The sequence below is a fragment of the Hoylesella buccalis ATCC 35310 genome, from assembly GCF_000177075.1.
GTDB lineage: Bacteria > Bacteroidota > Bacteroidia > Bacteroidales > Bacteroidaceae > Prevotella > Prevotella buccalis.
On record NZ_ADEG01000058.1, the window covers coordinates 148,010 to 160,970 of the forward strand.

9 protein-coding genes and 1 tRNA gene are annotated in these 12,961 nt (G+C 49.1%); 6 read left to right on the forward strand and 4 right to left on the reverse strand.

The annotated features are described in order from the left end of the window. Positions 1–73 precede the first annotated feature (73 nt). Both HMPREF0650_RS06715 and HMPREF0650_RS06720 read right to left on the reverse strand, forming a co-directional pair. Positions 74–931 (reverse strand): DUF5689 domain-containing protein, encoded by an 858-nt coding sequence (locus HMPREF0650_RS06715; protein WP_004349401.1) that lies wholly within the window; start codon positions 929–931, stop codon positions 74–76. A 15-nt stretch (positions 932–946) separates the two neighbouring features. Beyond that, positions 947–3,505, reverse strand: coding sequence for a TonB-dependent receptor (locus tag HMPREF0650_RS06720; protein ID WP_004349402.1), 2,559 nt, complete (start codon positions 3,503–3,505; stop codon positions 947–949). Between the two features lie 170 nt (positions 3,506–3,675). Between HMPREF0650_RS06720 and HMPREF0650_RS06725 the strand changes: the two genes are divergently transcribed. The 5 genes from HMPREF0650_RS06725 (at position 3,676) to trxB (ending at position 8,393) form a co-directional block, all read left to right on the forward strand. Then, the gene (locus HMPREF0650_RS06725; RefSeq protein ID WP_040562743.1) at positions 3,676–4,725 is read left to right on the forward strand and encodes an endonuclease/exonuclease/phosphatase family protein; all 1,050 of its coding nucleotides are present in this window, start codon (positions 3,676–3,678) and stop codon (positions 4,723–4,725) included. Positions 4,726–5,276: 551 nt separating this feature from the next. After that, positions 5,277–5,867 (forward strand): uracil-DNA glycosylase family protein, encoded by a 591-nt coding sequence (locus tag HMPREF0650_RS06730; RefSeq protein ID WP_004349406.1) that lies wholly within the window; start codon positions 5,277–5,279, stop codon positions 5,865–5,867. A gap of 11 nt (positions 5,868–5,878) precedes the next feature. Then, a complete protein-coding gene (gene udk / locus HMPREF0650_RS06735; protein WP_004349409.1) occupies positions 5,879–6,529 on the forward strand; it encodes a uridine kinase in 651 nt (216 codons plus the stop codon). Positions 6,530–6,778: 249 nt separating this feature from the next. After that, on the forward strand, positions 6,779–7,327 hold the full coding sequence (locus HMPREF0650_RS06740) for a glutathione peroxidase (protein ID WP_004349411.1): 549 nt from the start codon (positions 6,779–6,781) through the stop codon (positions 7,325–7,327). A 112-nt stretch (positions 7,328–7,439) separates the two neighbouring features. After that, positions 7,440–8,393, forward strand: coding sequence for a thioredoxin-disulfide reductase (gene trxB / locus HMPREF0650_RS06745; RefSeq protein WP_004349413.1), 954 nt, complete (start codon positions 7,440–7,442; stop codon positions 8,391–8,393). 228 nt (positions 8,394–8,621) lie between these two features. Here trxB and pepT read toward each other — a convergent pair whose 3' ends face one another. Together pepT and HMPREF0650_RS06755 are read right to left on the reverse strand one after the other, a co-directional pair. Next, positions 8,622–9,845 (reverse strand): peptidase T, encoded by a 1,224-nt coding sequence (pepT, locus tag HMPREF0650_RS06750; protein WP_004349414.1) that lies wholly within the window; start codon positions 9,843–9,845, stop codon positions 8,622–8,624. A gap of 34 nt (positions 9,846–9,879) precedes the next feature. Then, positions 9,880–9,956 (reverse strand) — tRNA-Arg (locus HMPREF0650_RS06755). A gap of 341 nt (positions 9,957–10,297) precedes the next feature. Here HMPREF0650_RS06755 and HMPREF0650_RS06760 point away from each other — a divergent pair. Further along, positions 10,298–12,526 carry a glycoside hydrolase family 3 C-terminal domain-containing protein gene (locus HMPREF0650_RS06760; protein WP_040562703.1) on the forward strand — a complete coding sequence of 743 codons (2,229 nt, stop codon included), beginning with the start codon at positions 10,298–10,300 and terminating at the stop codon, positions 12,524–12,526. The last annotated feature ends 435 nt before the right edge of the window (positions 12,527–12,961 follow it).

Consider the following 12,961-nt stretch of genomic DNA (forward strand, 5'->3'; position numbering starts at 1 on the left):
TCTTTTGGGTTTGGGTTCTTGGCTTTCAGTCAAGAGTGCCATTAGTTTCCGAATCTCCGACAGTAGCCTTAGCCTATTTGGCCGGCTTGATGTCGTCGCCTGAGCGTAGCAGGATTTGCCAGGTGTCACGGTATCTGGTAAAGATGCCCGTGATGTCCACGGAACCTGTTGGCATGGGCTGGTTGGCAAAGTCGGCGAAGGTGCTGGTGCGAACTACCATTTTATTGCTGCTGATACCTGCCAGAGTGCGGTTCACCGCACTGGCTATCAGAGCGGCACTCTTGTCATTGGGTGCGAAGACGGCCTTGCCGTCAGCCTCTTTCAGTCTGACGTTTTTCAGGGTCATGAGCTTTCCACAGTGCTCTGCCATGTACTGTCCGTTGCTGATCTTGCTGACATCGAACACTGTAGGCTCTATCTTACCTGGTTGAACAGAGCCTATGAGCTTGTAATGGCGTTCCCAAACATAGCGGTTCAGGCGACCCACCTGTAGCTCTCCCGTTCTCTTGTTGGTGTATACGCCACCTATTTGTCCTTGGTTGGCATTGCCACCTATCTTTAATCCTTTTAGTGAAATAAGCACTTCCTGACCCACGGGCAGGTAACCGTATAGGGCACCTTGTGCCACAGAGATGATGATAGCCCCCGTCTCATCCTGTAAGGCAAATTGGTTGTAGAGGTTTCCTTCGATGTCGTTGCCAGTCACCCAACCTTTGATTTGCACGTCTTCGGTTATCTCTTCCAAGCCGTTCGATGCAATCGCACTATTGTACTTAGCTTTCAACTGCTCAATGGTGAGTACATTTGTCTCCGTGAGTTGCTTGTTTCCGTAGGGCGGTTCATTTAGGTCGGGAGCGTCATAGTCGGCACCCATGCACGAAGCCAAGAGGGTGCAAGCCAGCACCATGATGATATGTTTGAGCTCTTTCATGTCTTTGTCGTTATGTTAGAATCTGTATGAAATCTGGAACATGCCGTTGGTTCCGTATGCGTAATACTTTTTGGGATTGTGTTGGAACTTGTAAGTTCTTATCACGTCTTTTCCATTTTCGGTTGTGTAGAAGCTTGACCGGCTCTGCTCGTAGCCGCCCGTGACGATGCGCCGGTTATTCAAGATGTTGGTCACCATGAGGTTGAAGTTCAGTTGACCCTTCTTCAGGCGGAAACTCTTGCCGATGCTGCCGTCCAACATGAAACCACCATTGCCTTTCGCTTGATCCGGAACGAGGTAGTTGCTTTCGTTGTCCATGCTTTTTCTTTGGAGTAGTATGTTCTCATATCGGGAGCTTGGTGCGTAGGACAGGTAGATGCGGTCGTAGTAGTTTCCATTCAAATCGACGTACCATCCGTTCTGATGATAGCTCAGTCCGAGGCTGGCAGCCGTCAATGGTGTGCCTGCTTCGCGCATGTTCTTGTTCAGTACGATGTCGTCGGTATAGGTTGCCCGCGTTGAGTTGAGGTAGCGTACCTTAGCATTGTTGGTATTCTTGGCCTCGCTCCAGGTGCCGATGGTCTTCAAGTCAAGGTACGATGCCAGTTTGAATCGTGCACCCAACTCTACGCCATAAGCCTCTTTCTCGATGCCCGTCATGGAAACGTACGAGAACGAGTTGATGTCATCGAAATAGAAATTCTGCCACTCGGTGACGTGATCCATCCTGTTGTAGTAGGCGTTCACGTTGGCATGCACCCATGCGTTTTGATACTGATAGCCCAATTCGCTGCTGAAGATGCGCTCGTTCTTCAAGTCTTGTACAAAGTCGTTGTTCATTTCGGGCGAAGCAAATGCGGTGCGTGCCACGGGTGCGCGCCATTCATATCCTGCCCCAATGGACAGCACGTTGCCCCTGCCGGCGTCTAAGGTGAGGCCGGCTTTGCCGCCGCCATCTAAGAATTTAGCCCGACCGCTCTTGCCATACGAGTTGTTGGCAAACATACCGTTGCGCATGTAGCCTTCTCGCTGCATGTCGGTTGCACCTATTTTACCGGCCACCATCAAGTGCCAGCGCCCCATTGTGGCCAAATAGTTGGTCCAAGCCTGTGCTTTGTTGACGATGATGTCGTAATCGTAGCCAAATTTGTCACCTTTGCCAACCAGTCGTCCGGCACGGTCTGCCCCCATGGTATTCAGGTCATACTGCACCGCATCGCTACCGGCAGGATAGTTGCCCAGTGCGTAAGTATTGATGTTGTGATAGCTCTTGGCACCCAACAGGTCTTCTATGGTTTGATAATGTCTGCCCTGGTTGCGTCCCAGTACGAGTCCTAAGTTCCATGTTTGGTCCTTGCTCAACTTCTGAGTGAACGTTGATGCCAGATTCATCACCAAGTTGTCGTTGTGGCGAGCCTGCACGTAATACATGGCGTCGGCACCGTTCGCTCCAGCCTGTCGGTTCGACCAATACAGTCGATCCCAGTTAATTTGCCGGTTGGCCTTCGAGGCTGTCCAGTAATTGTACGCCTCGTTCCAGTCTAAAAAGGCCGCGTGACTTCTTTTCTGTGGGTCTGTATCTTCGCCCCATACATCGTAGTTGTAGCTTGGAAAGTTCTTCCAGTAGTCGGGCTGTGGATTCTCTGCGTTGCTGTAGTTCAGCTTGGTGCTCTTGTACATGCTGTATTTGCCGAAGAGAGAAGTGGTGAGCTGCATGTCCTTGTTGATGTCCCAGTCCCAGGTCATCAATGCTGAAGGTGCAAAATCGTTGACTATGCGCGAGTTGCGTTTCTTCCCATTCTGGTATCCCCAGTACGGATTGTACAGATAGTCGTTAGCCAACCAGTAGGCCTCATCGGTCGAAGCGCCCTGCGACGCACGCTCGGTGGGGTTGCCCCAGGTAGACAATGCCAGCGAATGGCCGTTGCTCCATTTCTTCTGTACGCCGAGAAAATAAGAGAGTGCGTTGTAGAATGTGCCCTCCACGTAGCCTCTGTTGGCCCACCGATAGGTAAGGTTGGCGGCCACGGCCCATCCCTTGGCATCGAATCCCGACGCATAAGTGTACATGCCTCTTGCACTGTAGTTGCGGTTGGCTGCACCCAACGAAAAGCGATGGCCAGCTGGCATGCTGCCCGCACGGAAGTCATAATTGTTACTGCCAGCCATGCCGTTCACCGCAAAGCTGTTGCTTTCGAACGGCAAGGCGAAATCAACGTTGCGGGTTTGTTGATTCAACCCGCCAATCATGGAATACCTAAACTGTCCCGACTCCATGTCGTTCATCGGTGCACCGTTGATGTACACGTCATTGTACTTCTGATTCAGTCCGCGGTAACGAAAGCGAACGGGGGAGAAAAGATAGCCTACCCCGGAAGCGTAGGCGTTGGTGTTCGAGTTGAGGATGGTCACGTTTTGGGTCATGTTGTCATCCTCGCCCAACTGTGCTTCCGTGAAAGTGAAAGCCGATTCGTCCACGAGGGGAGCCTTCTGTCGGTCGGTTTTATCGTTTTGGGCATGAACCACCGATGCGAAACACAAGGCAAGAACGGCAAGCGTTAGCTTATTCTGCATAATGGAAGATTTTCTGTGTGAATGATTTTCAGCTACAAAGTAACAAAATATATTTTGATGAATGAAATTTTCATGTCGTATTTTTTCTCTTTCCACCTTATTTTATTCGAAATAAATGACTTATCTTTGCAAAAGATAATATGCGTCATGTAAAAAACAAGAATATTAAGATGAAAAAACTATTCATGCTTCTGGGGCTGCTGGTGGTAGGCTTCATGGCTATTTCAGGACAGGACAAATATTCGGTGTACGCCGTAGGATTCTACAATCAGGAAAACCTCTTCGACACTTGTCATGATGAGGGAAAGAATGATTACGACTTCCTGCCCAACGGATCGTATAAATGGGATGGATTGAAGTATACGAACAAGTTGCGCAACATGGCGCGCGCACTGGCTGATATGGGTACGGACGTATTGCCAAACGTGGGCTGTGCTCTCATCGGACTGAGCGAGGTGGAGAACGCGCGGGTGCTCGATGCGCTGGTGGCTCAAGAACCCTTGGCGGCCCGCGGCTATCGTTACATCCATGTAGAGGGGCCCGATAGGCGTGGCATCGACTGCGCCGTGCTGTACAATCCGCAGCTCTTCAAACCCGCGTCTGTCAAGTTGGTGCCGTATGTTCAACCGCTTGAAAAAGACAGCGCTTACTTCACCCGTGGATTTCTCACCGTCACGGGTACGATGGGTGGTGACCACGTGGCAGCCATCGTGTGCCACTGGCCCAGTCGTTACAGTGGGTCGTTCTACCGTGAGGTGGCCGCTGCGCAGGTGAAAGCCATCAAGGACTCGCTTTTGCAACTCGACCCAGCCACCAAAGTCATGGTCATGGGTGATATGAACGATGATCCCGTGAACAAGAGTATGGCCGAGGTGCTGTCCGCAAAAGCTGAAATTGACGACGTGGGGGATGGTGATATGTACAATCCTTGGTACAACATTTTGGCAAACCATGGTAGAGGAACATTAATGTACCAAGGAGGATGGAATCTCTTTGACCAAATAGTACTCTCGCCCAACATGCTCAATCAAAACGGAAAACGCGATTATTCGTCGTTGAAATATTGGAAAGGTCAGATTGTACGTTACGATTATCTCATCCAGTCTACCGGCAAATATAAAGGCGCACCCAAGCGTACGACGGCCGGAGGCGTATGGCTCAATGGATATAGTGACCACCTACCGGTAGTGGTGTACTTGGTGAAACAGCAACAGAGGTAACTTTGAACTTTGAGGTTTGAACTTTGAACTTTATGGTTAGCAAAGCCATTAACTCGTGAACTTGTAAACTTGTGAACACATCTACTCATCAATCAATCAACTCATACATGCAACCCCACCTACTCCCCTCCTTCTTTGTTTCTCCCCTCCTTTGGAGGGGACGGGGGAGGCTGTATGGGGAGAGGCTTTAATCTCAATGAGTTTGCCCTCCAAAGTCATTGAGTTTGCACCACAAAGTCAATGAGTTTGCACCCCAAAGTCAATGAGTTTTGAACGGCGATTGATTTTATGAGCACCCTCATAAGCAATTTAGTGGGAATGAACAACTGGCGAGGGAAGATAAAAGCAATCAACTCGTAAACATGTAAATTTCAAACTCGTAAACATATAAACTTGTGAACTCGTCAACTTGTGAACTCGTCAACTTTTGAACTTTTAAACCTGTCAACTCATACATGCACAACCATCTACTCCTCTCTCCCTTCTTGTTTCTCCCCTCCTTTGGAGGGGCTGGGGGAGGCTTTCAGGGGAGATAGCCTGCACTACCCATAATGATAGAAACTCATCCCTTTGAACCATTCTTGCCCAAGAACGCCACCTTGCTGATGTTGGGCACGTTTCCTCCAGCTTCTAAACGTTGGAGTATGCCGTTCTATTACCCCAATTTTCAGAACGACATGTGGCGCATTTTCGGTTATTTGTTTTTCGGTGACAAACAACATTTCGTGAATCAGCGGGACAAAACGTTCTATTTGGACGCACTGAAAGTCTTTCTCGAAGAAAAAGGCGTGGCTCTCTTCGATACAGCCCTGCGTGTGCGCCGAACCAAGAACACCGCCTCTGACAAGGATTTGGAAATCATCGAGCCGGCCGATCTCGATGGTTTGCTGCGGGCTTTGCCACATTGTACAGCCGTACTCACGGCCGGTCAGAAGGCTACGGCCATCTTCACCGGCCATTTTGGCGTTACTGCGCCTGCGATGGGGCAGTACGTCACGTTCAGCTTCGACGGTCGACCGATGCGGTTATATCGCATGCCCAGCTCTTCGAGAGCCTATCCCATGAAGCTGGAGAGGAAGGCAGAAAGCTATCGGGTGATGTTCGAAGACGTGCTGGGACTGCCCCCTAAAAAGACTGAATAAAACAAACAAATATGATGACAGATAAAGAACGAAATCATGAAGTGACCGTCATTGGCATCGCAGGCGGCACCGGATCGGGAAAGACCACGGTGGTTAGAAAGATTGTTGAGGCCCTGCCACCTAATCATGTGGCCGTGGTGCCGCTAGACTCGTATTACAACGACACCTCAGAAATGACCGAGGAGGAGCGCCACGCCATCAACTTTGACCATCCCGATGCCTTTGATTGGAAGCTGCTCATCAAGCAGGTGAACGAATTGCGCGAGGGTGAACCCATCGAGCAGCCCACCTATTCTTATTTAAAGTGCAACCGCCTGCCTGAAACCATCCATGTGGAACCCCGGCCGGTGATTATCATCGAGGGCATCATGACGCTGCTCAACAAGCGGCTGCGCGAGATGATGGATCTGAAGGTGTTCGTTGATTGCGATCCCGACGAGCGGCTCATTCGCAACATCCAGCGCGATACCATCGAACGGGGGCGGGATGTTAACATGGTGGTTCAGCGATACTTGGACGTGCTGAAGCCAATGCACGAACAGTTTATCGAACCCACCAAGCGTTTTGCTGACGTGATTATCCCGCAAGGAGGAGAGAATCTCAAGGGCATTGACATCCTCTGTAAATATGTCGAGCGCCTGGTGCTGATGAATTTAAGTTGACCCATGAACAGTGCGGAGACGTGTGTCGAAATGGTTTTATGATGTACCTCTTGCCGTTTCCGATTAGACGTTTTCCTTCTTTTGGGTTATAAATTAATATTTATTCGCATTCCGTACCGTCGGAATGTCGATTTTATTCGCTATCTTTGCGAGAGCAAGATGGTTGAGATGTCAATGGAGATTGATTCGTCCTCATCATCAAAACAACTACGACATTGTAACATATTCATTTATAATAAACAGAAGAAAATGAAAACAATTTATGATTTTTCAGTAAAAGACAGAAAAGGTAACGATGTATCTCTCAAGGAGTATGCCAACGAAGTGCTGTTGATTGTCAACACAGCGACAAAATGTGGTTTCACTCCTCAATACGAAGAGCTGGAGAAGCTCTACGAGAAATACCATGCAAAAGGTTTCGAAATCCTTGATTTCCCTTGCAACCAATTTGGACAGCAGGCACCAGGAACGGACGAGAGCATTCACGAGTTCTGCAAACTGACATACGGTACCGAATTTCCACGCTTCAAGAAAATCAAGGTAAACGGTGACGATGCTGACCCACTTTACAAGTTCCTCAAAGAACAGAAAGGCTTTGCAGGCTGGGATATGAGTCACCCTATCGCTCCCGTTCTCGTTGACATCCTGTCAAAAGAAGATCCCGATTACGAGCAGAAGCCCGACATCAAATGGAATTTCACCAAGTTCCTTATCAACAAACAGGGACAGGTTGTCGCACGCTTTGAGCCCACAGAGAAGTTAGAGCACATCGCTCAGCAAATCGAGGAACTGTTATAATGAAAGGTGAAAAAGGTGAAACCCGCATGCATCCGTATGTGTGTTTCACCTTTTTCGTTTCATCTTTCCCATTTTACGTTACAGCGTTCACAACGCTTATTTCATATCTAACATGATGGAACAACAAAAGCAATATACCCGTTGCCTTATTGTTGGTAGCGGTCCGGCAGGCTATACGGCTGCCATCTATGCGGCTCGCGCCAATCTCAATCCCGTTCTTTATTGCGGATTGCAGACGGGCGGACAACTCACTCAAACCACTGAGGTGGAGAATTTTCCCGGTTATCCCGAGGGTGTCGACGGCAATCAGATGATGATGGATTTGCGTCAGCAGGCCGAACGCTACGGAACCGATATCCGAGACGGTGAGATTGTCAAGGCTGACTTGACTAAAGCGCCTTACAAGCTGGTCACCGACAGTGGCGATGAGATTCAGGCAGAAACTGTGATTATTGCCACAGGAGCATCTGCCAAGTATCTTGGCTTGGAGGATGAGGAGAAGTATAAAGGACAAGGTGTGAGTGCCTGTGCTACTTGTGACGGATTTTTCTATCGCGGCAAGGTGGTGGCTGTCGTGGGTGGTGGCGACACTGCTTGCGAAGAAGCTACCTATCTGGCTGGCCTTTGCAGTAAGGTGTACCTAATCGTGCGCAAAGATTATCTGCGTGCCTCTGATGTTATGCAACAACGTGTGGAGGAGAACGAGAAGATAGAGATACTCTATAAGCACAACGCCACAGGGCTCTATGGCGAGAATGGCGTTGAGGGCGTTCACCTGGTTAAACATTTGGGCGAGGAAAACGAGGAGCATTACGACCTGCCCGTCGACGGTTTCTTCTTAGCTATTGGGCACACTCCCAACTCGTCTGTGTTCAAAGACTTCCTTGAAACCAATCAAGCAGGTTACATCAAGACCATCCTTGGTACGCCCAAGACCAAGATTCCCGGTGTGTATGCGGCTGGTGATGTGGCTGATCCCGTGTATCGTCAGGCTGTCGTAGCTGCAGGGACAGGCTGTCAGGCAGCCCTTGAGGCAGAGCGATACCTTACTGAAATCAATAAATAATCTTGGACTTGCGCTGGATTTAAGCTTCTAATACCTTACTTTCAGCATGCCGTAGGGATTAGATATCTTACGTTCAAACATGACGGCAGCGTTGACAAGATGGATAAATAAAAGCGGTCTATAGCACACGATGAGTGTTATAGACCGCTTTTTGGCACATTGTTTTTATCTTTCTTACAATGGATTTGTTTTATATGTCAAGCTGGATTGCAGCCAAAACGAAATGCGTTAGTCGTTGTATTGGGCCGTAATTTCGCAAATCTTCACAATAACTTCGACCGCCTTTTTCATGACCTGAATAGAGACAAACTCATAAGGACCATGGAAGTTAACGCCGCCAGCGAAGATGTTTGGGCAGGGTAAGCCCTTGAAACTGAGCTGTGCGCCATCGGTTCCACCACGGATAGGCTCCACTTTCGGGGCCACACCGGTTTCTTGCATGGCTTGCAAAACAATGTCGATGACGTGCATGTTCGGTTCAATCTTCTCTTTCATGTTGTAGTACTGGTCCTTGATGACAATCTCAACCGTACCCTCACCATACTTTTCGTTCATCTTTCGTGCGCAGTCTTCCATAAAGTCCTTGCGGTCTTCAAACTTCTCACGGTCGTGATCTCGGATGAGATAACTCATCTTAGCCTCTTCCGTTCGGGTTTCCATGCCCAGCAGATGATAGAATCCTTGATAGCCCTCGGTGGTCTCTGGGATGTCTGTGTCGGGAATCATGGCGTTGAATTCGCATGCTAACCGATTGGCATTGATCATCTTGTCCTTTGCATATCCTGTATGAACGCTCACCCCTTTGATGGTGATTTTGGCACTGGCAGCGTTGAAGTTCTCGTACTCCAGGTCGCCAATGTCACCACCATCCATGGTGTAAGCCCAGCTGCATCCGAACTTTTCCACGTCAAAATGGTGCGCGCCAAGTCCTATTTCCTCATCAGGATTGAACCCCATGCGAATGTCACCATGCTCAATTTCATCGTGATCGCGCAGGTAGCACATGGCATCTACAATCTCTGCGATGCCCGCTTTGTCGTCAGCACCCAGCAAGGTGTGCCCATCTGTCACGATGAGATCCTCGCCAACGTGCGCCTTTAGTTCAGGAAATTTCTCTGGAGAAGACACGATTCCCTCTGACAGGACGATGTCGCCGCCGTCATAATTGTTCACAATGCGTGCCTTGATGTCAGCTCCGCTGGCATCGGGACTGGTGTCATAATGTGAGATGAAGCCGATGGTGGGTATGTCTTTTTTGGTGTTTGCCTTCAGTGTGGCATAGATGTAGCCTTTTTCATCCATCTCTACATCCGAGAATCCTTCACGTTCCAACTCCTCTTTGAGGTACTTGGCGAAAACGAGTTGTTTTGATGTACTGGGGACTGTCTGCGAGTCTTCGGACGACTGGGTATCAAACTTGGTATAGTTGATAAATCTCTCTGTAATGTCCATGTGTTTTTAGAATTAAGTGTGATTTCACTAGTAATGGTGACTCCGGCGGGATTCAAACCCGCGATCTCAGGAACCGGAATCCTGCATTCTATTCAGCTGAACTACGGAGCCATAATGTGTGTGCAAATATAAAGAAAAAAGTTGATACCGACAAAACATGCCTTCTTATTTTTCTTTTTTCCGTATTGTTGCCACCATGTGGTATGAGAACTCTTTCGGTCATATTTTATATTCCAGTCTTTCGTGTTCATTAAAAAATCAATACCTTTGCATAAGACAGGCTTCACCTCAGCAATTCCAAGCCAGCTTGATTGCATTCGGTTCGCACTGTCTTTGCAAAAGACAGGCTTCACCTCAGCATAAGACAGGCTTACGGCATCTATAAATAAGGTGAATCGATGCGGATGACGGGGAGAAGTTTGTTGAATAATGACCTAAACCACCCAATAAAAATGAGAAAAATTATTTTATTCTGCATCCTGTTGGGGATGACTTGTATGGCCAAGGCACAATCGTTGCCCGTGTATCTTGATCCAACCAAAAACGTGGAAGAACGCATTGAAGATGCATTGCAACGCATGACGCTGGCCGAAAAGATTAGAGTGATTCACGCGCAAAGCAAATTTTCGTCGGCAGGCGTTCCCCGGTTAGGGTTTCCTGACTTTTGGACAGACGACGGTCCTCACGGCGTTCGCCCAGACGTGCTGTGGGATGAGTGGGAACAGGCGGGTCAGACCAACGACTCGTGTGTGGCCTTTCCTGCACTGACCTGTCTGACTGCCTCCTGGAATCCACAGTTGGGCATGCTCTATGGACAGAGCTTAGGCGAGGAAGCCCGCTATAGAGGGAAGAACATGATACTCGGTCCTGGCGTGAACATCAACCGCACTCCGCTGAACGGACGTAACTTTGAGTACATGGGCGAAGACCCATTTCTGGCCTCCCGAATGGTGGTTCCTTATGTTCAGGGACTGCAATCGATTGGCGTGGCAGCCTGTGTGAAGCACTATGCCCTGAACAACGACGAGGAATACCGGCATCAGGTCAACGTGGTGGTGGACGACAGAGCCTTGCATGAGATTTACCTTCCCGCCTTCAAAGCCGCCGTGCAGGAAGGTAAGGCATGGGGTATCATGGGGGCATACAACCTGTATAAGAATCAGCACAACTGCCACAATCAGTATCTGCTCAACGACATCCTCAAGCGCGATTGGGGATTTGACGGTGTGGTGGTGAGCGATTGGGGCGGTGCGCACGATACCGAACAGGCCATTAAGAACGGACTTGACATGGAATTTGGCACCTGGACCGATGGACTCACCATGGGGGCCACCAATGCTTACGACAATTATTACCTGGCAAGACCTTATTTGAAGTTGATTCAAGAAGGGAAGTTCACGACCCGCGAACTGGATGAAAAGGTGCGCAGGGTGCTGCGTTTGTTTTATCGTACAACCATGGATCAGACGTACAAGCAAGGTTTCTTATGCTCTGACGCCCACTATGAGGCAGCCCAGAAAATTGCAGAAGAAGGCATCGTGCTGTTGAAAAACCAAGGAAACGTGCTGCCCATTGATCTCCATCAGGCCAAACGGGTGCTTGTGGTGGGCGAGAACGCCATTAAGATGATGACCGTTGGTGGCGGAAGCTCGTCCTTGAAAGTGCAACGCGAGATTTCTCCGCTCGATGGACTGAAGGCAAGATTGGCAGGAAAAGCAACCGTAGACTATGCCCGAGGCTATGTGGGTGATGTCACTGGTAATTACAATGGCGTAACAACGGGACAGGACTTGTCTGAAAAGAGGTCGGCTGACGAGCTGATTGCCGAAGCGGTTTCCAAGGCTAAAGCAGCCGACTATGTGATATTCTTCGGTGGCTTGAACAAGAGCGACTATCAAGACTGTGAGGGACACGACCGCAAATCATACGGTTTGCCCTACCAACAAGACCGCGTCATCACCGCCTTGGCCAAGGCCAATAAAAACTTTATCTATGTCAATATCTCCGGTAATGCCGTTGAAATGCCGTGGGTGAAGCAGGTTCCGGCCATCGTGCAGGGCTGGTTTATCGGCTCACAGGCCGGTGTGGCATTGGCTTCTGTGCTCGTGGGTGATGCCAATCCGTCAGGCAAACTGCCATACACCTGGTTCAAGACCTTGAACGACGTGCCCGCTCACCGACTGAACAGCTATCCCGGAACGTGGCGTGCCGACAAGAAGGTGATAGACGAAACCTACAAGGAAGGCATTTTCGTTGGCTACAGGTGGGTTGACAAGGATAAGACGAAGCCGCTCTTCGCCTTCGGACATGGGCTGAGCTACACCTCCTTTGACCTTTCAAATTTGCGCTTGAGTCAGAAGAAGATAACGGAAAACGACCAACTCACAGCCACCGTCACGGTCAAGAATACAGGCCACCGTGCAGGCGCTGAGGTGGTTCAACTGTATGTCAGCGACCTGAAATCGTCGTTGCTGCGCCCCAAAAAGGAACTCAAAGGCTTCAAGAAGGTGTATCTCGCTCCGGGAGAAACCAAGGATGTTGACATCACCATCGACCGTTCTGCCTTGAGTTTCTATCATGACAAACTTCAAAAGTGGGTGGCCGAGCCAGGTGATTTTGAGGTATTGGTGGGCAACGCTTCCGACCATCTTCCGCTCAAAGCCAAGTTTACATTACAATAAAGCCGCCTCGATGTTGATGACACGCATCAACGGAAAAGGTTTTTGACTCAAGCAGACTGCGCCACAGCAATTCAAACTAATAGGTTTGCCTTGGCCTTGTACTGTTTTACATATCAAATCCTCCACGTTTACCTCAATGGAAACGTGGAGGTTTTTTTGTCGGCACGGCACTCCAGTACCCTGAAAATCAGCGGAAGGCGGAACGGAATTAAATAGATATCAATAAGAGGGAAGTAGGATAAAACGTTGACTTTTTTTACCAAATATCGCCCTTAAAACTGCACTTGTAAATGTTCAATCTAGAAAAAATCAATAGGCAAGCAGGTGGCAAATAAGTGAAAACAGGGCAAGAGAAACATGAATTTTACCCCCAAAAGCTGCACTTTTCGTGCTTAAAAGCATCATTTTGGTGGACTATCTGCATGCTTTAGACGG

What these genes read in the sequence shown, in the direction of transcription:
- HMPREF0650_RS06715 (WP_004349401.1), bottom strand. Translation starts at nt 931, where the DNA reads ATGAAAGAGCTCAAACATATCATCATGGTGCTGGCTTGCACCCTCTTG.
- HMPREF0650_RS06720 (WP_004349402.1), bottom strand. Translation starts at nt 3,505, where the DNA reads ATGCAGAATAAGCTAACGCTTGCCGTTCTTGCCTTGTGTTTCGCATCG.
- HMPREF0650_RS06725 (WP_040562743.1), top strand. Translation starts at nt 3,676, where the DNA reads ATGAAAAAACTATTCATGCTTCTGGGGCTGCTGGTGGTAGGCTTCATG.
- HMPREF0650_RS06730 (WP_004349406.1), top strand. Translation starts at nt 5,277, where the DNA reads ATGATAGAAACTCATCCCTTTGAACCATTCTTGCCCAAGAACGCCACC.
- udk (WP_004349409.1), top strand. Translation starts at nt 5,879, where the DNA reads ATGATGACAGATAAAGAACGAAATCATGAAGTGACCGTCATTGGCATC.
- HMPREF0650_RS06740 (WP_004349411.1), top strand. Translation starts at nt 6,779, where the DNA reads ATGAAAACAATTTATGATTTTTCAGTAAAAGACAGAAAAGGTAACGAT.
- trxB (WP_004349413.1), top strand. Translation starts at nt 7,440, where the DNA reads ATGATGGAACAACAAAAGCAATATACCCGTTGCCTTATTGTTGGTAGC.
- pepT (WP_004349414.1), bottom strand. Translation starts at nt 9,845, where the DNA reads ATGGACATTACAGAGAGATTTATCAACTATACCAAGTTTGATACCCAG.
- HMPREF0650_RS06760 (WP_040562703.1), top strand. Translation starts at nt 10,298, where the DNA reads ATGAGAAAAATTATTTTATTCTGCATCCTGTTGGGGATGACTTGTATG.